This is a genomic window from Streptomyces sp. BA2 (assembly GCF_009769735.1).
In the GTDB taxonomy this organism is placed as follows: domain Bacteria; phylum Actinomycetota; class Actinomycetes; order Streptomycetales; family Streptomycetaceae; genus Streptomyces.
The window spans coordinates 7,675,956-7,696,072 of record NZ_WSRO01000002.1 but is presented as its reverse complement, the minus strand read 5'-3'; the positions used below and the strand labels follow the sequence as shown (position 1 = coordinate 7,696,072).

17 protein-coding genes are annotated in these 20,117 nt (G+C 70.8%); 9 read left to right on the top strand and 8 right to left on the bottom strand.

Annotated features, from left to right (window positions below; all coding sequences use genetic code 11):
• Positions 1–54 precede the first annotated feature (54 nt).
• Together E5671_RS37205 and E5671_RS37200 are read left to right on the top strand one after the other, a co-directional pair.
• Positions 55–1,953 (top strand): sialidase family protein, encoded by a 1,899-nt coding sequence (locus E5671_RS37205; RefSeq protein WP_160508391.1) that lies wholly within the window; start codon positions 55–57, stop codon positions 1,951–1,953.
• Positions 1,954–1,963: 10 nt separating this feature from the next.
• The gene (locus tag E5671_RS37200) at positions 1,964–3,223 is read left to right on the top strand and encodes a hypothetical protein (RefSeq protein ID WP_336605958.1); all 1,260 of its coding nucleotides are present in this window, start codon (positions 1,964–1,966) and stop codon (positions 3,221–3,223) included.
• On the opposite strand, the gene E5671_RS37195 is transcribed toward E5671_RS37200, so the two are convergent.
• Positions 3,159–4,172 carry a bile acid:sodium symporter family protein gene (locus E5671_RS37195; protein ID WP_160510656.1) on the bottom strand — a complete coding sequence of 338 codons (1,014 nt, stop codon included), beginning with the start codon at positions 4,170–4,172 and terminating at the stop codon, positions 3,159–3,161. The genes E5671_RS37200 and E5671_RS37195 overlap by 65 nt on opposite strands.
• Before the next feature lie 143 nt (positions 4,173–4,315).
• Here E5671_RS37195 and E5671_RS37190 point away from each other — a divergent pair, with 143 nt between their 5' ends.
• Positions 4,316–5,191, top strand: a complete 876-nt coding sequence (locus tag E5671_RS37190) for a LysR substrate-binding domain-containing protein (protein WP_160508389.1) — start codon at positions 4,316–4,318, stop codon at positions 5,189–5,191.
• 6 nt (positions 5,192–5,197) lie between these two features.
• Here E5671_RS37190 and E5671_RS37185 read toward each other — a convergent pair whose 3' ends face one another.
• On the bottom strand, positions 5,198–6,205 hold the full coding sequence (locus tag E5671_RS37185) for an Lrp/AsnC family transcriptional regulator (RefSeq protein ID WP_237330318.1): 1,008 nt from the start codon (positions 6,203–6,205) through the stop codon (positions 5,198–5,200).
• A 120-nt stretch (positions 6,206–6,325) separates the two neighbouring features.
• Between E5671_RS37185 and E5671_RS37180 the strand changes: the two genes are divergently transcribed.
• From E5671_RS37180 to E5671_RS37160, 5 genes are all read left to right on the top strand, one after another.
• Positions 6,326–7,828: an MFS transporter gene (locus E5671_RS37180; RefSeq protein ID WP_160508388.1), complete on the top strand. Its 1,503-nt coding sequence runs from the start codon at positions 6,326–6,328 to the stop codon at positions 7,826–7,828.
• Between the two features lie 204 nt (positions 7,829–8,032).
• Positions 8,033–9,856, top strand: coding sequence for an AMP-dependent synthetase/ligase (locus E5671_RS37175; protein ID WP_160508386.1), 1,824 nt, complete (start codon positions 8,033–8,035; stop codon positions 9,854–9,856).
• Between the two features lie 111 nt (positions 9,857–9,967).
• Positions 9,968–11,236 (top strand): ABC transporter substrate-binding protein, encoded by a 1,269-nt coding sequence (locus E5671_RS37170; RefSeq protein WP_160508385.1) that lies wholly within the window; start codon positions 9,968–9,970, stop codon positions 11,234–11,236.
• 15 nt (positions 11,237–11,251) lie between these two features.
• Complete coding sequence (locus E5671_RS37165; protein WP_160508383.1) at positions 11,252–13,993, top strand: ABC transporter permease subunit; 2,742 nt, start codon at positions 11,252–11,254, stop codon at positions 13,991–13,993.
• Positions 13,990–14,766, top strand: a complete 777-nt coding sequence (locus E5671_RS37160) for an ABC transporter ATP-binding protein (RefSeq protein ID WP_160508381.1) — start codon at positions 13,990–13,992, stop codon at positions 14,764–14,766. The genes E5671_RS37165 and E5671_RS37160 overlap by 4 nt, the downstream gene beginning before the upstream one ends.
• Positions 14,767–14,825: 59 nt before the next feature.
• Here E5671_RS37160 and pqqE read toward each other — a convergent pair whose 3' ends face one another.
• From pqqE to pqqA, 5 genes are read right to left on the bottom strand one after another with little or no spacing between them, the layout of a single operon-like run.
• A complete protein-coding gene (gene pqqE, locus E5671_RS37155; protein WP_160508379.1) occupies positions 14,826–15,944 on the bottom strand; it encodes a pyrroloquinoline quinone biosynthesis protein PqqE in 1,119 nt (372 codons plus the stop codon).
• Positions 15,941–16,213, bottom strand: coding sequence for a pyrroloquinoline quinone biosynthesis peptide chaperone PqqD (gene pqqD, locus E5671_RS37150; protein ID WP_160508377.1), 273 nt, complete (start codon positions 16,211–16,213; stop codon positions 15,941–15,943). The genes pqqE and pqqD overlap by 4 nt, the downstream gene beginning before the upstream one ends.
• Positions 16,213–16,905, bottom strand: coding sequence for a pyrroloquinoline-quinone synthase PqqC (pqqC, locus tag E5671_RS37145; protein ID WP_160508375.1), 693 nt, complete (start codon positions 16,903–16,905; stop codon positions 16,213–16,215). The genes pqqD and pqqC overlap by 1 nt, the downstream gene beginning before the upstream one ends.
• Entirely contained in the window at positions 16,902–17,804 is a 903-nt protein-coding gene (gene pqqB / locus E5671_RS37140; RefSeq protein ID WP_160508373.1) for a pyrroloquinoline quinone biosynthesis protein PqqB, read from the bottom strand. The genes pqqC and pqqB overlap by 4 nt, the downstream gene beginning before the upstream one ends.
• Positions 17,805–17,814: 10 nt before the next feature.
• Positions 17,815–17,940: a pyrroloquinoline quinone precursor peptide PqqA gene (gene pqqA, locus E5671_RS37135; RefSeq protein WP_160508371.1), complete on the bottom strand. Its 126-nt coding sequence runs from the start codon at positions 17,938–17,940 to the stop codon at positions 17,815–17,817.
• A gap of 282 nt (positions 17,941–18,222) precedes the next feature.
• Between pqqA and E5671_RS37130 the strand changes: the two genes are divergently transcribed.
• Positions 18,223–19,014: an aldo/keto reductase gene (locus E5671_RS37130; protein WP_160510654.1), complete on the top strand. Its 792-nt coding sequence runs from the start codon at positions 18,223–18,225 to the stop codon at positions 19,012–19,014.
• A 119-nt stretch (positions 19,015–19,133) separates the two neighbouring features.
• Here the strand turns inward: E5671_RS37130 and E5671_RS37125 are convergent, their stop codons facing one another.
• A complete protein-coding gene (locus E5671_RS37125; RefSeq protein WP_160508369.1) occupies positions 19,134–20,027 on the bottom strand; it encodes a class I SAM-dependent methyltransferase in 894 nt (297 codons plus the stop codon).
• Positions 20,028–20,117 lie beyond the last annotated feature (90 nt).

Below are 20,117 nucleotides of genomic sequence, written 5' to 3'. Positions count from 1 at the left end.
ACGTTGGACGTGGGATGTCAGGATGTCCAGTCACCTTGAAGGGTGGGCCGCGCCATGCCATCAGCTCTCCATGTACGCCTCAGATCGCTCCGCACCGCCACGGCCGCCTTAGCCGTCGTCGCCTTGGGGGCACTGGTCCCCGGGCCCGCGGCGCAGGCGGCGCCGGACGCCCGTGCGGCGGGGTTCGAGCAGCAGGTGCTTTTCAAGGCCTCGCAGGACCCCGGGTACGCCTGCTACCGCATTCCCGCGGTGGTGAAGACGGTGAAGGGCACGCTCCTCGCCTTCGCCGAGGGGCGGGTGAACGACTGCAGCGACGCGGGCGACATAGACATCGTCGTCAAGCGGTCGCACGACGGCGGCCGCACGTGGAGCCCGCTCCAGGTCGTGAACGAGGGCGCGGGCGACACCCACGGAAATCCCGCGCCGATCGTGGACCGCAGGACCGGCCGCATCATTCTCGCGGAGACGTACAACACGGGCCGCACGGACGGACAGAACTGCGCCATACCGTGCGACCGCACCCCACACCTCCAGTACAGCGACGACGACGGCCGCAGCTGGTCGGCGCCGCGCGACCTGAGCGACCAGATCCTGCCGAAGGACTGGAACTCCTGGTACGCGACCGGGCCCGTGCACGGTCTCCAGCTGACCCGTGGCAAGCACGCGGGGCGGCTCGTCTTCACCGTCAACACCGAGACGTGGAACGGCAGTCGGGTCACCGCGAACCACGCGGCCCTGATCGTCAGCGACGACGGCGGCGACAACTGGCGGATCGGCGCCAAGGATTCGTACCCGATACCGGCCGACGGCACGTTCCGGCAGAAGCCGTCGGAGATGACCATCACGGAGCGCCCGGACGGGGCGGTCTACGTCAGCGGGCGCGAGCAGGACGGCACCGACCTCGGGCATCGCACCCACACGGTCAGCCGCGACGGGGGTGATTCCTTCGTCGCACCGTTCAAGGCCATTCCCGATCTCTACACGCCCCAAGTGCAGGGATCCACGCTCCAGTTCGGCAAGCGGATGCTGCTCGCCTGCCCCGGCGACCCCGACCGCCGCCGCACGATGCAGATCCGCTCGTCCTACGACGGCGGCCGCACCTGGGACAGCGTGGACCGCGGCACCACGGTCACCACGGACTGGTCCGGCTACTCGGACATGGTGCGGGCCGACAGCGAGCACGTGGGCCTGATGTACGAGGGCGGGGCGGTCGACGCGCGCGACGAGATCCGCTTCGCGCGCTTCACCGAGGACTGGCTGCAGCCGCGCCGCGGCCCGGACCCGACGGCCGGCGACCGCGCGCCGCGCGCGAAGGCGGCGGCCGTGCTCGGCGGGGCGTCCACCACCGAGGGCCGGTTCGGCAAGGCCATCGCCTTCGACGGCACGAACGACGCCGTACGCCTGCCCTTCCGCAGTCAACTCCCGCTCGGCAAGAAGGACTTCACGGCCTCCCTGTGGTTCCGTTACTCCGCGACCAGCGGTGAACAGCCGCTGCTCTGGATGGGCGGCATCGGCACCAACCAGCCGCAGGTGTGGCTGCGCGGCGAGCCCGCGAGCAACCGCCTCACGGGCCTGATCACCACGCGTGAAGGCACCGCTCCCCCGAAGTCCGCGTCCGTGCGCACCACGGGCGCCTACAACGACGGCCAGTGGCACCACATCGCGCTGCGCCGTGGCGGGGGCCAGTTGACGATGTCCGTCGACGGCACGCGGATCACCACCGCGGACGTGCCGGGCACGGTCACCCGCACTTCCGGGTACGGCTTCCACGTCGGCCAACGGGTCGACAGCCGCGCTCACTTCGCCGGAGCTATCGACGAAGTACGCGTCTTCGACCGTGCGTTGAGCGATGCCGAGCTGGCCTCCCTCGGCGGGGACGGCGCGTCCAAGGCCCCTGTGACGCGGGACACCGTCGCATGGCTCCCCATGGACCACATCCGCGGGAGCAACTAACGTCCCGCACGTGTCCGCCGACCAAGGTCAACGCCGTGGCTGGGGCGCGCGCAGGACGTGGCTCGTCCTGCTGCTCGCCCTGGCCTGCGCGGCCGTGCTGCTCACCGCCCTCCCGGACGACGACCGGGAGGGCGGCGACGCATGCCAGGCGCGCACCGTCTCGTCCTGGACCGCCGACGACAAGGTCACCGGGGCGTTCGCCCGCTACGGCGACGACACGGCGCGGGCGGACGACTGGACCGGCGGCGACGGCACGCATTCGGTGCGCCTGCCGGACGGGCGGCTGCTTTGGCTGTTCTCCGACACCTTCCTCGGCCAGGTGCATGCCCCGCCCAACCCTGCGGGCCAGCCCCACACCTGGCGCGACGCGACCGCGCCCATGGTGCGCAACTCGGCCGTGGTGATGTCGCGTTCGGGCACGTTGCAGCGCACCCTGCCAGCCCCGCTCTTCCCCGACCCGGCGCCGCAGCAGTGGCGCTGGCCGGTCGCCGCGAAGGTGGAGCCCCGCTCCCCCGGCTCGTCCGACAAGGTCGTACGCGTCCTGCTGTGGACCCGCGCCACCGGCACGGGCCCGTGGATCTACGGAGTGCCGACCGCCACGGAGGTCGCCACGCTCTCCCTGCCCGACCTGCGCGTCGAGGGCATCGTCAAGGTCTCCGACCAGAGTGCCGTGCGGGACCTCGACAAGCGCGTCCTGTACGGCACGACGACGGTCGACGACGGCGACTGGACGTACGTCTTCGGCGGCAACGACGGCAAGGCCGTCGCGCGCCCCGCATCGCACGCCTACGTGGCGCGCGTCCCCAAAGGCAGGCTTGCGGAGCCCGGCGCGTGGCGGTACTGGGACGGCGAGGACTGGACCGGGTCCGGGAAGCCGCGGTCCGTCCTCGGTGACGGTGAACGCAAGGGTGTGGGCAGCGCGTTCACGGTGGTGCGCGTGAAGGGGACGTACGTCCTGTTCACCATGGCCGCGGGCACCGAGGGCCTGACCACCGTGACCTCCTACTGGGCGTGCTCGCCCACCGGCCCCTGGCACGGTCCCGCGAAGGGTTTCGCGCCGCCTCTGCCGAAGGACGGCTCGGCCGAGCAGGACATGGCCGCGTACAACCCCCAGGCGCATCCCGCGCTCAGCGGGAACGGGCGGCTGCTGCTCAGTTACGACGTCAACTGGCTGGACGCGGCGCCCGCGAGCGCGCAGGCGAACGTCAGCCGGAACGTGTCCCTGTACCGACCGCGGTTCGTGTCTCTTCGCCTCGCGACGGCTCAGTGACGAAGTCCTGCGCGTCGCGCGAGCGGCGCTTGGCGATCACCGCGCAGACCATCAGCTGCATCTGGTGGAAGAGCATCAGCGGCAGCACGGCGAGCGAGGCATGCGCCCCGAACAGGACGCTCGCCATGGGCAGTCCGGCCGCGAGGGACTTCTTCGACCCGGCGAACTGGATGGCGATGCGGTCCTCGCGGCCGAAGCCCATCTTCTTGGCCCCGTACCAGGTGAGGGCGAGCATCACGGCGAGCAGCACCGCCTCCACGCCGAGCAGCGCGCCGAGGCGCAGCGGCGTCACCTGGTGCCAGATGCCCTGCACCATGCCCTCGCTGAACGCGGTGTAGACGACGAGCAGGATCGAGCCCCGGTCGACAAGGCTCAGCACCTTCTTGTGCCGTGCGATGAAGCCGCCGATCCACCGGCGCAGGACCTGACCGGCGAGGAACGGCACGAGGAGCTGGAGCACGATCTTCAGGACCGAGTCGGCGGAGAATCCGCCCCCGCTGCTGCCGAGCAGGGCGGCCGCGAGCAGCGGCGTGAGGACGATGCCGGCGAGCGAGGAGAAGGAGCCCGCGCAGATCGCCGCGGGCACGTTGCCGCGTGCCATGGAGGTGAAGGCGATCGACGACTGGATCGTGGACGGCACGAGCGTCAGGAAGAGGAACCCACTGTAGAGAGCGGGCGTCAGGACGTACGGAACGAGGCCCTTCGCCGCGAGCCCGAGCAGCGGGAAGACAAGGAACGTACAGGCGAGGACGGTGACATGGAGCCGCCAGTGCTTGAGCCCGTCCAGTGCCTCACGGGTGGAGAGCCGTGCTCCGTAGAGGAAGAACAGGAGCGCCACGGCCCCGGTCGACGCCCCGCCCGCGATGTCGGCGCCCACGCCGCGCGCGGGCAGCAGCGCGGCGATGCCCACTGTGCCGAGCAACGCCAGGATGTAGGGGTCGATCGGCATCCAGGTGGGCCAGCTCGGGCGTTTCACTTCGCTCCATCGGTTCGGTTCATGTCGTGCTCTCTCGATGATCCTCCTGATCACCGCGATCGGGAATCCCGGATACCGCTCTGACTGTCATCACGTTCCGCGATAACCTTGTGAGCATGTACGACCCCGCCCAGCTCCGTACGTTCCTCGCGGTGGCCCAGACGTTGAGCTTCACGCAGGCCGCCCGGCGTCTGGGTCTGCGGCAGTCCACGGTGAGCCAGCACGTGCGCCGCCTGGAGGACGCCACCGGGCGCCAGCTCTTCGCGCGCGACACACACTCGGTGGAGCTGACCGAGGACGGCGAGGCGATGCTCGGCTTCGCCCGGCGGATCCTGGAGGTGCACGAGCAGGCGACGGCGTTCTTCACCGGGACGCGGCTCGGCGGGCGGCTGCGGTTCGGCGCCTCGGAGGACTTCGTCCTGACCCGGCTCACCGACATCCTGGAGTCGTTCCGGCACGACCACCCGGACGTGGACCTGGAGCTGACGGTCGAGCTGTCCGGCACGCTGCACGAGAAGCTGGACGCGGGCAAGCTCGATCTGGTCCTGGCCAAGCGGCGCCCCGAGGACCCGCGCGGCGAGCTGGTCTGGCACGACGAGCTGGTCTGGATCGGCGCCGAACGGCTGCGCCTCGACCCCGAGAAGCCGGTGCCGCTCATCGTGTTCCCGCCGCCCGGCATCAGCCGCGCCCTCGCCCTCGAAGCCCTGGAGCGGCGCGGCCGCGCCTGGCGGATCGCCTGCACGAGCGGCAGCCTGAACGGCCTGGTGGCCGCCGCCCGCGCGGGCCTCGGCGTGATGGCGCACTCGCACGGCCTGATCCCGCCGGGCCTGGTCCGTGTCCCGGAGCGGGCGGGCCTTCCGGAGCTCGGCGCGGTCGACTTCGTACTCCTGCACGGGGAGCCGCGGGCATCGGCGCAGGGCGCGGCGGACGCGCTCGCGGCATCGATCCTCGCGGGCGGCGACCGGCTGCACCGGCGGCGTCAGCGGGCCTAGGGGTGGTCAGCGGGGATAGGGCCGGTACGTGAGCTGCTTGACGCGGCGCATGAACGGCGCCGTCTCGACGTGCTGGACGCCGTCGAGCTGCCCCAGCTTCCCGCTGAGGTAGGCGTAGAGCGCCGGAATGTCGCGGGCCACGGCCGTCGCCATGATGTTGGAGGGTCCTGCCACGGCGGTGGCGTGGGCGATCTCGGCGTGGGACGCGAGGGCCTTGCCCACCGAGTCCATGGCCCAGGGTGCGGTGGTGATCCAGAGCATCGCCGCGACGGGCAGTCCGATGAGGGTGTTGACGTACTCGATGTCGATGTAGATCGCGCCGGAGGCGAGGAGCGCGCCGAGGCGGCGCTTGACGGCCGACTCCGAACGCCCGGTGGCCCGCTGGAGCTCGGGGTAGGTCGCGCGGCCGTCCTGTTCGAGCGCGGCGACGAGCGGCTCGTCCTCCGGCTCGATCCGCTGCACCCCCGCATGTGCGGTGGACGCGGGCGGCACAGTGCGCAGGGCCGCGATCTGCTCATCGGCGAGCGGCCCGTGCTTGATCAGCCAGCCGTCCGGGCCGCCGAAGAAGCGGTGCAGCATCTGCTGGGCGCGGATGTCGACGATGTGCGGGGTGCGCGGCAGCTTGGCGAGCAGCAGCTCGTCCTGGTCGGTGCGGGTGCGCGGCCGGGTGCAGCAGACGACCTCGGTGCCGCCGGAGGTGAGGCCGATCCATGAGGTGTCGGGGCGGCGCGCCAGGGCGGTGGCGATGGCATCGGCGCCGTCGGGAGCGCAGCGCAGTCGCAGCATCCACTGCTCCTGGCCGAGCTTCTCGTGGTCCCGGACGGCGACGATCCGGAGGCTGCCGTCCGAGACCAGCCTGCGGTAACGGCGGGCGACGGTCTGGTCGGAGACCCCTAGGACGGCGGCGATCTTGCTGAAGGGCGCGCGGCCGTCGATCTCCAGGGCCTGGAGGAGTCTGGCGTCGAACGAGTCCTGCATGCCCGATGTGGGGGATTCCATTACTGCACTGCCCATCGGTGTCGAATTCCTTCGATCTTTCGTGACTGGTGACTTGGATCGTCCGGGCGAACTCCATCGTACGAGCCATACGAGGCACGTACACGCGTCGTACGAATCGCACAAGGAGAGTTGAAGATGCGTACATGGGGGCCGCTCACAGCGGTATGCCTGGGGACGTTCATGCTGCTGCTGGACGTGACCATCGTGGTCGTGGCACTGCCCGACATGGCGAGGGCGCTGAACGCCTCGCTGAGTGATCTGCAATGGGTGATCGACGGCTACGCCCTCGCGCTCGCCGCGCTGCTGCTCGGAGTCGGCGCCGCGGCGGACGTGCTCGGCCGGCGGCGGCTCAACGTCGTGGGCACCGCGCTCTTCGCGCTCGCCTCGCTCGGCTGCGGGCTCGCCACGAACGCGGAGGCCCTGGTGGCCGCCCGCGCGCTGCAAGGGCTCGGCGCCGCCGCGATGTTCGCTACGACGCTGCCGCTGCTCGGCGCGGCCTACCAGGGGCGGGACCGGTCGGTCGCGCTCGGCGTCTGGGGCGCGGTCAGCGGGGCCGCGGCGGCCCTTGGCCCGATCGTCGGCGGGCTGCTCGCCGAGGGGCCGGGCTGGCGGTGGATCTTCTTCGTGAACCTGCCGGTGAGCGTCGCGTCGATGTGGCTGACCCTGCGCGTGGTGCCGGAGTCGAAGGGCCTGGCGGGCCGCCGGGTCGACTGGGCGGGCACGGTGACGTTCGCGCTGTTCGCGGGCGCGCTGACGTACGGGGTGGTGCGGGCCGGTACCGAGGGCTGGACTTCGGCGCCCACCGTGGCGACCCTCGCGGTCGCGGTGCTCGCGCTCGCCGCCTTCGTGGCCGTCGAACGCCGCGTCGCGCACCCGCTGCTCGACCTGAGGCTGCTGCGCATGCCCGCCTTCACGGGCGTACTGGTCGGCGCGATCGGCTACAACGCGGCCGCCTTCGGCCTGATGCCCTACCTCTCGATCTGGCTGCAGACCGTGCTCGGCATGAGCCCGGTGACCGGCAGCCTCGTCATGGTGCCGCTTGCCGCGACCTCGTTCGTCGTGGCCGCGATCGGCGGGCGCCTGCTGCACGGGGTGCCGGCGCGCCTGACCATCGGCGTGGGCCTGCTCCTGATCGGCGCGGGCGGTGTCGCTCTCGCCGTGCTCGACGCCGGTTCGTCCTGGGGCTCGCTCGTCCCGGGGCTCACTCTCGCGGGCATCGGCACCGGCCTGGTCTCGCCCGCCCTGGGAGGCGCGGCCCTCGCGGCGGTGCCGCCGGCGAACGCGGGGATGGCGGGCGGCGCGGTCAACACGTTCCGGCAGCTCGGGTACGCGCTCGGCGTCGCCGTCTTCGGCACCGTGCTGACCTCGCGTATGCAGGACACGCTCGGCCATGACGCGGCTCACACCGTCGCGGGCGGCGGTGCGGCGGCCATGCGTGGCACGCTTGGCGATCATGCCGTGCGGTCGGCGTTCGCCTCGGGCCTCAACACGGCGGCGGTCGTCGCGGGCGTCGTGGGGCTGGTCGCGGGAGCGGCGGTCCTCGTCATGGTGCGGTCCGCGCGCAGGACGCCGGAGGCGCCGGAAGCTGTCGTTCCGGCGGCTGCGGAGCGAGTCTTGGAACGACAGCCACAGCCGTAACCGCCGCGTACAGATTCGGTGGAGATTACGCCACCGAAACTTACTCAACCGTAAGTATTCTGTCCCGCCTCTCCCCTTGTGGCCGCATTTAACCGGCTGACCAGCGTGGATGGTACGTACCGACGGGTCGGTCACCCCTCTCCCGCCCGGCAGCGCGGTGGGGTACCGTCACCGGCGCTGTGCGGAGCGCCACAAGGAGCATCATTGCGCGAGTTCACGAACCCTCCGTTGGCGTCGGCGCCGCTGGTGGGCGGCCTTGCCGACGTCGTGTTCGACCATGCCCTTGAGGATCCGCTCCACATCGCCTTCGGCCGCAAGACCGACGGCGTGTGGCGCGACGTCACGTCGGCGGAGTTCCGCGACCAGGTGATGGCACTCGCCAAGGGACTGCTCGCCCAGGGTGTGCGCTTCGGCGACCGCGTCGCCATCATGTGCCGCACCCGCTACGAGTGGACGCTCTTCGACTACGCGCTCTGGACGGTCGGCGCCCAGGTGGTGCCCGTCTACCCCACGTCATCCGCCGAGCAGGTCTTCTGGATGCTGCACGACGCGCAGGTGTCGGCCGCCATGGTCGAGCACGAGGACCACGCGATGACGATCGGCTCGGTGATCGACCGGCTGCCGCAGCTGCGCAGGCTGTGGCAGCTGGACGCCGACGCCGTGGACGAGCTGTACCGTGCGGGCCAGGACGTCGACGACGAGGTGGTCAACCGCCACCGCCGCGCCGTCACCCCCGACTCGATCGCCACGATCATCTACACCTCGGGCACCACGGGCCGCCCCAAGGGCTGTCTGATCTCCCACGCGAACTTCATGTTCGAGGCGGAGACGGTCATCCAGCGCTGGGAGCCGGTCTTCCACTCCCGGCGGGGCGACGAGGCGACGACGCTGCTCTTCCTGCCCCTCGCGCACGTCTTCGGGCGCATGGTGCAGGTCGCGGCGGTCCGCGGCCGGGTCAAGCTGGGCCACCAGCCGAGCCTGAACGCGGCGGCGCTCATCCCGGACCTGGCGGCGTTCCGCCCGTCCTTCATCCTGGCCGTGCCGTACATCTTCGAGAAGGTCTTCAACGCGGCGCGGCGCAAGGCCGAGAAGGACGGCAGGACGGGCCCCTTCGACAAGGCCGTGGAGTGCGCGGTGCGGTACGCCGACGCCATGGAGGCCAGGGCCTTCGGCACCGGTCCCGGGCCTTCGGCGGCCCTGCGCATGCAGCACTCGCTCTTCGAGAAGCTCGTCTACGCCAAGGTGCGCGACGCCATGGGCGGTCGCGTGCGCCACGCGATGTCCGGCGGCTCCGGGATGGACCGGCGGCTCGGCCTGTTCTTCGCGGGCGCGGGCGTCCAGATCTACGAGGGCTACGGCCTGACGGAGTCGACGGCCGCCGCGACCGCCAACCCGCCCGAGCGCACCCGCTACGGCACGGTCGGCCAGGCCATCCCCGGCACCACCGTGTACATCGCGGAGGACAGCGAGGTGTGGCTGAACGGCGGCAACGTCTTCCAGGGCTACCTCAACGACCCCAAGGCCACCGACGCGACCCTGCACGAGGGCTGGCTCGCCACCGGTGACCTCGGCGCGCTCGACGAGGACGGCTACCTCACGATCACCGGGCGCAAGAAGGAGATCCTGGTGACGTCCGGCGGCAAGAGCGTCTCGCCGGGGCAGCTGGAGGAGCGGGTGCGCGACCATCCGCTGGTCGCGCAGTGCATCGTGGTGGGCAACGACCGCCCGTACATCGCGGCGCTCGTCACGCTGGACGGCGAGGCCGTCGAGCACTGGTTGAACATGCGCCGCAAGCCGCCGATGTCGCCGACGGACCTGGTGCGTGACCCGGATCTGGAGACGGAGGTGCGGCGGGCCGTGGTGGCCGCCAACACCCTTGTCTCGCAGGCCGAGTCGATCCGTACGTTCCGGATACTGGCGCACCAGTTCTCCGAGGAGCACGGGTTGCTCACGCCCTCGCTGAAGCTCAAGCGCAAGGCGATCGAGACAGCTTACTCGGCGGAGGTCGAGGCCCTGTACCGGGCGTGAGGCGAGCCGAGCCGGTTTCTGACGGTTCATCAATTACCGCCGCGCCAGTTATTGACGGTTCATCAGGTCCCGCACAGAATCAGCCCCACTTCGACTTCAGGGGGCTGACCCGTGTCGCGATCGATCCGTATCCGCACCATCACCGCCACCGTGGCCGCACTGCTGCTCGCCACCGCCTGCAACTCCGCCTCCAACAGCAGTGATTCGAGCGGCGGCGACAAGGCAGGAGGCTCCGTACGCGGTGTGACCGCCGACTCCATCAAGGTCGGCGGCATCGTCTCCATGACGACCGCGAGCGGCTACAGCAAGAAGGACACCGACCTCGGCGCCAAGGCCCGCTTCGACCGCGTGAACGCCGAAGGCGGCGTACACGGAAGGAAGGTCGCCTACCTCGGCGCGGAGGACGACGGCCAGGACCCCGGCAAAAATCTCGCGGCGGCACGCAAACTCGTCCAGCAGGACAAGGTGTTCGCCATCTCGCCGATGAGCTCGGTCACCTTCTCCGGCTCCGACTTCCTCCAGAAGCAGAAGGTTCCGACGTTCGGCTGGGGCACCATCCCGCCCTTCTGCGGGCCGAGTTACATGTACGGATTCGGCGGCTGCATGGTCCCGATGCCCGGCGGCACCATCACGCAGAGCTGGCCCGAGGGCCTGAAGAAGGTGACGGACGGCTCGAAGGGCAAGTCCGTGGCCATCCTCGCCAACGACAACGACGCGGGCACCTTCGCCATCCGCACCTACAAGCAGAGCTTCGCGGCGGCCGGTTACAAGGTCACGTACGCCAAGTCGACCGTGCCCGCGACCTCCGTGCCGAGCGACTGGTCGGCGTACACGAAGGAGATCCTGCGCTCCGACGGCGGCAAGGCGCCGGACGTGGTCGTCTCCGTGATGCAGACCCCGTACAACATCGGCCTGTTCACCGCCGTCAAGCGCTCCGGCTTCAAGGGCGTGATCACGGACCCGACCGACTACGACCCCGGCCTGCTCGCCAAGAGCGCGACGAAGAAGGCGCTCGACGGCGTGCACATCCTGCTGTCCTTCCAGCCGTTCGAGCAGAACACCGCGGCGATGAAGCAGTTCAAGGCGGACATCAGGAAGACGGCGGGCAAGGACGTCCCGCTCAACATGCACATGATGACCGGCTACATGTCGGCGGACCTCTTCCTCGCCATCGCCGAGAAGGCCGGCAAGGACCTGACGGTCGACTCCTTCCAGCAGGCGGCGAACGGCTTCTCCGACAAGGACACGATGGTCGGCGACCGCAGCCTGCCCAAGGGCCAGAAGGAGTCGTTCGGCTGCGGCGCCCTCGTGCAGCTGAAGGGCGGGAAGTACTCGGTGTCGTCGCCCTTCACGTGCTACGAACCCATCCCCTTCAAGTAGGGGGGTACGACACCCATGTCGGACCTGCTGGGATTCGTGCTGAGCGGTCTCGTCTCCGGCGCCCTGTACGCGCTGCTCGCGACGGGCCTCGTCCTGTCCTACTCCGCCTCCGGCCTCTTCAACTTCGCGCACGGCGCCACCGCTTACCTCTGCGCACTCACCTTCTACGAACTCCACTCCGGCTTCGGCTGGCCTGCCGTACCGACGGCGCTCCTCCTCGTCTGCGTCGTGGCGCCCGCGCTCGGCTGGGGCCTCGACCGGATGATGTTCCGCAAGCTGGCGCGGGTGGGTGAGACCGCGCAGATCGTGGCGACGATCGGGCTGCTCGTCGCGCTGCCCGCGCTCGGGCTGTGGGTGGTGGAGCTCCTGGAGGACGCGGGGGCGTCCGTCAAACCGGCCGAGAACCAGTTCGGCCTGCCCGGCGTCGGGCCGAGCCCCGCCAAGAACTGGCAGCTCATGGACGGCGTCGGCATCGACTCCGACCAGCTGATCACGTGGGTCGCGACGGCCGTGGTCGCGATCGGCCTGTGGATCCTGATGCGGCACACACCGCTCGGGCTGCGGCTGCGGGCCGCGGTGGACAACCGCTCGCTCGTGGAGCTGCGGGGCATGAGCGCGGACCGGCTCTCCTCGGTGGCGTGGATGCTGTCGTCGGGGCTCGCGGGCCTGGCGGGTGTGCTGGCAACTCCCTTGCTGGGGTTGTCCTCGCACGACTTCACCCTCTTCCTGTTCGTGTCGGCCACGGCCGCGGTGCTCGGGCGCTTCATGTCGATCCCGCTGGCGTTCGCGGGCGGGCTCGGGCTCGGGGTGCTGCAGAATCTGGTCGCCGGGTACGCGGATTTCGCGGAGAACATCACCGGATTCCGCACGGCGGTTCCCTTCCTGATCCTCTTCGCCGGGCTTCTGCTCATGACGCGGCGGCAGCGTACGGCGGGCATGGCGGCGGTGGACGCGCCGCCGATCGACTATCTGGCGGGCCGGTCGTGGATGCGGCGCTGGGGGCCGTGGGCCCTCGGCGGCGTACTGCTCGCGCTGTCCTTCTACACGGTCACCACCCCCTTCTGGAGCGGCATCCTCGCGCAGGGCCTCGCGATCTCCCTGGTCTTCATCTCCTTCACCGTGGTGACCGGCCTCGGCGCGATGGTGTCCTTGGCGCAGGCGACGTTCGTGACGGGCGCGGCGCTCGTGGCGGGCCTGCTGATGAGCCATGGGTGGCCGTTCATCGCCGCGGCCCTGGTGGGGACGTGCGGGGCCGCGGTGCTCGGCGCCCTCGTCGCGCTGCCCGCGCTGCGTCTCGGCGGCCGGTCCCTGGCACTCGCCACCCTCGCCCTCGCCTTCCTCGCCGATCAAGTCCTGTTCCAGATGGGGTGGTTGCGAAACGGCGACACCGGGTGGGAGATCCCGCGCGCCGTCTTCGGCCCTGTCGATCTGAGCGACGACCGCGCGATGGGCGTGGCGATGGTCGTCCTCGTGGCGGTGGCCGTGGCCTCGCTGAGCGCGCTGCGGGGGTCGGCGACGGGGCGGGCGATGCTCGCGGTGCGGTCCGCCCCGGCGGCGGCGATGGCTTCCGGGGTCTCGGTGGTGCGGACGAAGCTGCTGCTCTTCACGTTGTCGGCGGGGCTCGCCGGGTTCGGCGGCGTGATGTACGCGTCGTTCAACACACGGATCACGGCTACGGACTTCACCGCGATGACGGGCCTTGTGTGGCTGGCCGTGGTGGTGGCCGCGGGGGTACGGAGGCCGCAGTTCGCGGTGGTGGCGGGGCTCGTCTTCGCGATCGTGCCGCACTTGGTCGCCGACTACGTGACGGAGTCGGTGCAGCTGCCGGTGATTCTGTTCGGTCTTGCGGGGCTGGCGTTGGCCAATGATCCGGATGGGTACTGCGCGGCGGTGTCGGTGCGGATGCATCGGCGGCGGGTGGCGGAGGTTTCAGCCCGTCCGGCGTTTGAGGACGAACTCGGCGAAGCCGGTGATCGACGGCCACCAGTGACGGCGGAGCCGGTTTCGGGAAGGGGCGGGCTCGGGGAAGAGACCCCGCCCTCCCTCGCCCTACGTGACGTCCACGCCGGATACGACGGCGCCCCCGTCCTCCACGGAGTGACCCTCACCGTCCACCCCGGCGAGATCGTCGCCCTGCTCGGACCCAACGGGGCAGGAAAGTCGACGACATGCCGGGTCGCGGCAGGTCTGATCGCCCCCACCCGGGGGCAGATCCACGTCGCCGGGGACGACGCCACGCACCGCGGCCCGGTCCACCGCTCCCGGGCGGGAGTCCTCCTCGCCCCCGAGGGCCGCGGCATCTTCCCCGCCCTCACCATCGAGGAGAACCTCACCCTGCACCTGCCGGAGGCGCACGCCCGCGACGCCGTCTACGACCGCTTCCCCGGTCTCGCCGCACGGCGAAAGGTCACCGCCGGCTCCCTCTCCGGAGGCGAACAGCAGATGCTCGCCCTCGCACCCCTCCTCCAGCGCCCACCCGAAGTGCTGATCGCGGACGAGCCGTCCCTCGGTCTCGCCCCCCGCGTGGTCGACGAGGTCTTCCGCCTGCTCGCCGAACTCCGCGACGCCGGAACGGGGTTGCTCCTGGTGGAGGAGAAGGCCGCCGAGATCCTCGGCATCGCCGACACCGTCGCCTATCTCGCACAGGGCCGGGTCTCCTGGTGCGGCCCGCGCTCCGAGGTCCGGGCGGACCAGCTGACCGAGGCCTACCTGGGCATAGCCGCGCAGGGCCGCACCGAAGGAGTGGGCCGGCCATGAGCGACCGTGTACTCGAAGCTTCCGGAATCGGCGTCCGCTTCGGCGGCGTTCACGCCCTCACCGGGGTGGACCTGAGCCTGCGCCCCGGGGAGGTCTGCGGCCTCATCGGGCCCAACGGGGCCGGAAAGACCACCCTGTTCGACGTCGTGTCCGGCATCCGCCGCCCCGACCAGGGGCGCGTCCTGCTCGACGGCGTCGACGTCACCCGCCGCTCACCCGTCTGGCGCGCCCGCCACGGCATGCGCCGCACCTTCCAGCGCCAGCAGCTCTTCGGGCAGCTCACGGTCGCCGACAACCTGCTCGTCGCGCAGGAGTGGCGTGGCGGCGGTGGCGGGTTCGCCGCCGATCTCCTTGCGGCGCCCACGCGACGTACGCATGAGAAGGACAGGCGCGCTCGCGCATCAACCGTGCTGCGTGAGTGCGGACTTGAGGCTCTGACCGACGACTACGCGGGCGCTCTCCCGGTCGGCCGGGCCCGCATGGTGGAACTGGCACGCGCGGTGGCGGACCCGCCCAGGGTGCTGCTCCTGGACGAGCCCGCCTCCGGTATGACGGCCGACGAGCGAGGCCAGCTGACGGCCGTCATCCGGCACCTCGCGGACGAGGAGAACTGTGCCGTGCTCCTCGTGGAGCACAACGTCGCCTTCGTGATGGAGCTCTGCGCCCGCGTGGTCGTCCTCGACCTCGGCAGAGTTCTGGCCGAGGGCACGGCGGCCGAGGTGCGCGCTGACCCGAGGGTGCGGGACGCGTACCTCGGGACCACCGCGGCCTAGGGCCGCCCGCTGGTACGCCGATGGCCTGACCCACGGGTCAGGCCTTGGGGTTGCGGTGCCTACGTCTTCGGGGATGCCCGGTAGGCGAAGTCACTCGCCCTGCCGCCCGCGCCGTCGACGAGGGCACGGACCGCCGCGTTGTCCTGCGAGCGGTGGCAGGCGGGGTCCGTGCGGGATGCGTCGCCGGTCAGGGCGTACGCCTGGCAGCGGCAGCCTCCGAAGTCCACGGTCCGCAGTTCGCAGCCGCGGCATGGCTCACGCATCCAGGCCTCGCCGCGGTAGCGGTTGAAGGCCTCCGACTCCCGCCAGATCCAGCCCAGTTGGTGGTTCCTGACGTTCGGCGCGTCGGGTCCGAGCAGCTCACCGGCGGCCGGGCACGGAAGTACCGTGCCGTCCGGGGCCACGGTCAGCGAGACGGCGCCCCAGCCGCCCATGCAGGGCTTCGCGATGCCGTCCACGTAGTCGGGCGCGACCCACACCAGCTCCATGCGTCCCGCGAGCCGCTCACGCCACCGCTCGACGCGCTCACGGGCCCGAGCGACCTGGGCGCGGTCCGGGAGCAGCGCGTCCCGGTTGCGCAGCGCCCAGCCGTAGAACTGCGTATTGGCCAGCTCGATCCGGTCGGCGCCCCAGGCGAGGCCCAACTCCACGATCCCGTCGAGTGCGTCGAGATTCGCGCGGTGCAGCACGGCGTTGAGACCGAGCGGAAGGTCCGCCGCACGCACGAGCCCGGCAGCGCGCTCCTTGGCGGTGAACGCCCTGGCGCCCGCGATGAGTTCGGCCTTCTCCCGGTCGGCGTGCTGCACGGAGAGCTGGACGCTGCGCAGGCCCGCGCGGACGAGGTCCGCGAGACGCTTCTCGTGCAGGCCGACACCGCTGGTCACGAGCTGGGTGTGGATACCGGCGGAGTCCGCCGCCGTGACGACCTCGGCCAGGTCGCGGCGCAGGAGGGGCTCACCTCCGGACAGATGCGTCTGTACGACACCGATGTCCGCGGCCTGACGCATGACGTCGCTCCACTGTCCGGCCGTCAACTCGCCTGCACAGGCGATGAGTTCGGTGGGATTGGAGCAGTAGGCGCACCGCAGCGGGCAGCCGTGCGTGAGCTCGGCGAGAAGGGCCCACGGCGGCTGCACGGAATGGCTCGGTGGTTTCGCGGGATGGAGGGGCTCCGTCACCGAAGCCACCCTTCCGCCCGCAGATCGGCGAGGAACCGGTTCACGTCCTCGGCCACGGAGGCGCCGGGGTGCTTGCGCTCCAACTCCTCCACGACCTCGGCGACTTCACGCTCGCCGTCGCACAGCTCCAGGATGCTCCCCGCGGAGCCGCGCAACACCACGACCCGCTCGGGCAGCACCAGCAGATCGACGCCGCGCACCCGGTCGTGGCGCAGGATCACCGAGCGCGTCAACGCGGGCCGCCAGTCGAGACGTACGCCCTCACTCATCAGCGCCCCGGCCCCCGGTCGACGGCGTCGAGCAGCGTCCACAGCACGTCGCACTTGAAGCCGAGCGCCGCGACGGCGCGCTCCTGCTCCTCGCGGGTGCGCGCCCATTCCAGGACCAGTCCGAGCGCTTCCTGCCCGTCGCGGCCGCCCTGTTCCACGCGGGTGCGGAAGTACGCGAGGCCCTCCGCGTCGATCCACGGGTAGTGCCGCTCGAACGCGTCGATCCTGGTCCGCATGAGATCCGGCGCGGACAGCTCGGTGAGCGACGCGGCGACGGCGTCGAGGACGGGCCGCAGGCGGCAGAAGTTGACGTAGCCGTCGACCGCGAGCCGCACGCCGGGCAGCACCCGCGAGGCGTCCAGGAGTTCGCCGCGCTCGATCCCCGCGGCTTCGCCGAGCCGCAGCCACCGCTCGATGCCGCCGTCCCCGTCCTTCTCCCCGTCGTGGTCCTGGATCCTGCGCACCCAGCCGCGGCGCAGCGACGGGTCGTCGAACTTGGCGAGGATCAGCGCGTCCTTGACCGGGATGTGGCGCTGGTAGTGGAAGCGGTTCACGATCCAGCGGCGCAACTCGTCGCGGGTGAGGGTGCCTTCATGCATGCGTACGTTGAAGGGGTGCCGGTCGTGATAGCGCTCGGCCGAGACGGCGCGCAGCCGCTCGGTGAACTCGCCGGGTGCCCAGGAAGCCGTCACAGCTCGATCACCATCCGTTCCGCCGCGACTTCGATTCCCCGCTCCGTGAGGAGCTTGTGCTGTTCGGCATGCGGGTCCCCGAGCGGGTTGGTGTTGTTGAGGTGGGTGTAGAGGCAGCGTCCCGGCAGCCGCGCGAGACGGTCTGCGCTGCCTCCGGGGCCGGTGATCGGCAGGTGGCCCATGCCGGTGGCGGTGCGGGTGGAGAAACCTGAGCGCAGGGGTTCCTCGTCGTCCCAGAAAGTGCCGTCGACGAAGACGCAGTCGGCGTCGTGCGCGGCTTCGTCGAACGCGTCGGACCACACGGCGAGGGCGGGGGCGTAGAGAAGGGTGCGCCCGGTGCCGGAGTCGTGCAGCCGAAGAGCGACAGACCAATAGCCGCTGCTGTCAGGAGAGTTGGCGGCGTACCGAGGCTTCTTGGCCGAAAGAGGGACGGCGCTCACGGTGATGCCGGACTCCCCGTCCAGAGGACGGCCCGCGCCACCGGGCAGCTCGCGCCACCGCACGGGCGTGTAGGGGCCGAGGACGGCGTCGAGCCCCAGCCTTTCGCGCACGGCGTCGAGGACGGGTGAGGTCCCCACGACATCGACGCCGTCGCGGGCTTCGCGCAGCCGGGCGATGCCGAGGGTGTGGTCGAGTTCGGCGTCGGTCAGGACGACGCCGGCGACGGGGGTCTGCCGGGCCCCGGGCCCGGGGTGGAGTTCCGTGGCCCCCTCGATCTGCTCGCCGATGTCGGGGGTGGCATTGACGACGTACCAGCGCCTCTCCCCCACTCGAACGGCGAGCGAGGCGTGCCGGCGGCGGCGCTCCGGGTGGGCGCGTGCCCCGGTGCACCCGGGACACGCGCAGTTCCACTGGGGAAGACCGCCGCCCGCCGCGGTGCCGAGCACCTGCAGCAGCATGGCGGCGGGACTACCGGTCGGCGCTGCGGTACGCGGTCACTTCGAGTGCGGTCTCCACGACCTCGTACTCGGGCGTCTGCCATGCGGTGACGGCTTCCGTCACTTCGGGTGTGGTGGGGTTCTGGTCTTCATTCATGTGCGTGTGCCTGCCTTCCTGGTGATGAGATTCGGGCGGGTGTGGTGGGGTGTTCACCAGGCGTTCACATGAGTGTTCTGCGTTCAGTGATGTGCAATAGAGTCGCGGCATGACGGAACGCGGTCAATGGTGCGGGCCGGAACACGCCCGGACTTCACCCGGGAGTGTTCAAGGAATGCAGCACCGCATCTGATCGTTGACCATGGGAGTACCACCCGACGACTTAAGGATCGAGAGCTCGTGAGCAAGGTCCCCCCGATCATCCTGAACAATGGCGTCGAGATGCCGCAGCTCGGTTTCGGCGTCTGGCAGGTCCCGGACGACGAGGCCGAGTCGGCCGTCGCGACGGCGCTGGAGGCCGGGTACCGCAGCATCGACACCGCTGCCATCTACGGCAACGAAGAGGGCACCGGCAAGGCCATCGCCACATCCGGCATCGCCCGCGAGGAGCTCTTCGTCACGACGAAGCTCTGGAACACCGACCAGGGCTACGACTCGACGCTCCGCGCCTTCGACGCGTCCCTGGAGAAGCTCGGTCTCGACTACGTGGACCTGTACCTGATCCACTGGCCGCTGCCGTCCAAGGGCCTCGCCGTGGACACGTACAAGGCCTTCGAGAAGATCCAGGCCGACGGCCGCGCGAAGTCCATCGGCGTCTCGAACTTCCTGCCCGAGCACCTGGAGCAGCTGCTGGCCGAGACGTCGGTCATCCCGGCGGTCAACCAGATCGAGCTCCACCCGCACCTCCAGCAGCGCGCCGCCCGCGAGTTCCACGCGGAACAGGGCATCGCCACGGAGGCCTGGTCCCCGCTCGGCCAGGGCAAGGGCCTCCTGGAGGTCCCGGCGATCATCGCGATCGCCCAGAAGCACGGCCGCACGCCGGCCCAGATCCTCCTGCGCTGGCACATCCAGCTGGGCAACGTAGTGATCCCCAAGTCCGTGACACCGTCCCGGATCAAGGAGAACATCGACGTCTTCGGCTTCGAGCTGGACCCGGAGGACATGGCGGCGATCAGCGCACTGAACGAGGACCGACGCCTGGGGCCGGATCCGGCCACGTTCGACGTGGTCTGAGGCCAGGCCGTGGTCTGAGACCAGCCTGGGGCGTCCCCGTCCGGTCCCGCCGGGCGGGGACGCCTCTCTGACTCAACAGGTCCTTCGGTACTCGGCAGTCCGCCCCGGCCACTGCCGCGCTACCCCTTGACCCCCACATGAACCGTCTGCGCCGACAGCAGGAACACGTCGGGCCTGTGGTGCAGGCTCTGGGTGTCCTTCTCGTCCAGGAGGCGGTCGACCGTGGCCAGGTCGTCGGGGTCGAGTGTGTCCTCGTGCATCTCCCGGCGGCGGGAGAGCTCCGAGATGATCTGGGCGCGGGCCGTGTCGGAGACGGGGGCAGGCAGGTCCAGGAGGAACGAGCGGGTGCCCGCGTGGCGCAGGCCCGCCTCGGTGAGGAGCGCGGGCCAGTCCTCCGTGACCGACTTCGCGCCCGGCAGCTCCGCGCGCATCCGCGTGAACCACTTCTCGTCCGCGAGGTCGAAGCGGGTCTGGAGGCCCGGCCGGCCGAAGCCGATGTCGCGGGGAAGGCTGCGCTGGTTCAGGCCGCCCTCCAGGAGCGCGATCGCGCCGCCCGGCGCCAGGCGATCCGCGAGGGCTGCCAGCGCCGCCTCCTGGTCGCCTACGTGGTGCAGGGCCCTGCCGATCCAGAGGAGGTCGGCGGGCGCCAACTCGCCGATTCCCTCCGGGAGTTCCGCGTGGAGCGTGCTCACCCTGTCCGCCAGGCCGTCGCGAGCCGCCCGCTCCCTCGCGCGCTCCAGGAGGGGCTCGGCCGGGTCCACCGCGATCACCTCGGCCTTGGGGAAGGCTTCCGCGAGGAGGAACGAGATGCTGCCCGAGCCGCTGCCCACGTCCGCGATCAGCTTCGGCTCCGGCTGCCAGGTGCGCAGCCACTCGGCGATCTCGCGGTTCTGCGGGGCTGCGAGCTCGGCGTTCCGCTCCAGCATCGGGCCCATGGTGGCCCAGTCGATGTCCTCGTGGCCATGGCCGTGCTTGTGGCCGTGGCCGTGCTTGTGGCCGTGGTCGTGAGCCATTGATTGCCGCCGCCTCTGTGTCCGGTGTGGGGTTCCTGGGGTCTTGTCCAGCCTGCGCGGATGCCTCCCTCCTGGCCAGTTCCCTTGCGG

Excerpts from the sequence above, each read along its gene's own strand:
- E5671_RS37165 (WP_160508383.1), top strand. The coding sequence starts at position 11,252 with ATGTCGGACCTGCTGGGATTCGTGCTGAGCGGTCTCGTCTCCGGCGCC.
- pqqA (WP_160508371.1), bottom strand. The coding sequence starts at position 17,940 with ATGAATGAAGACCAGAACCCCACCACACCCGAAGTGACGGAAGCCGTC.
- E5671_RS37185 (WP_237330318.1), bottom strand. The coding sequence starts at position 6,205 with ATGGGCAGTGCAGTAATGGAATCCCCCACATCGGGCATGCAGGACTCG.
- E5671_RS37195 (WP_160510656.1), bottom strand. The coding sequence starts at position 4,172 with ATGCCGATCGACCCCTACATCCTGGCGTTGCTCGGCACAGTGGGCATC.
- E5671_RS37180 (WP_160508388.1), top strand. The coding sequence starts at position 6,326 with ATGCGTACATGGGGGCCGCTCACAGCGGTATGCCTGGGGACGTTCATG.
- E5671_RS37190 (WP_160508389.1), top strand. The coding sequence starts at position 4,316 with ATGTACGACCCCGCCCAGCTCCGTACGTTCCTCGCGGTGGCCCAGACG.
- E5671_RS37130 (WP_160510654.1), top strand. The coding sequence starts at position 18,223 with ATGCCGCAGCTCGGTTTCGGCGTCTGGCAGGTCCCGGACGACGAGGCC.
- E5671_RS37160 (WP_160508381.1), top strand. The coding sequence starts at position 13,990 with ATGAGCGACCGTGTACTCGAAGCTTCCGGAATCGGCGTCCGCTTCGGC.
- pqqB (WP_160508373.1), bottom strand. The coding sequence starts at position 17,804 with ATGCTGCTGCAGGTGCTCGGCACCGCGGCGGGCGGCGGTCTTCCCCAG.
- pqqD (WP_160508377.1), bottom strand. The coding sequence starts at position 16,213 with ATGAGTGAGGGCGTACGTCTCGACTGGCGGCCCGCGTTGACGCGCTCG.
- E5671_RS37125 (WP_160508369.1), bottom strand. The coding sequence starts at position 20,027 with ATGGCTCACGACCACGGCCACAAGCACGGCCACGGCCACAAGCACGGC.
- E5671_RS37205 (WP_160508391.1), top strand. The coding sequence starts at position 55 with ATGCCATCAGCTCTCCATGTACGCCTCAGATCGCTCCGCACCGCCACG.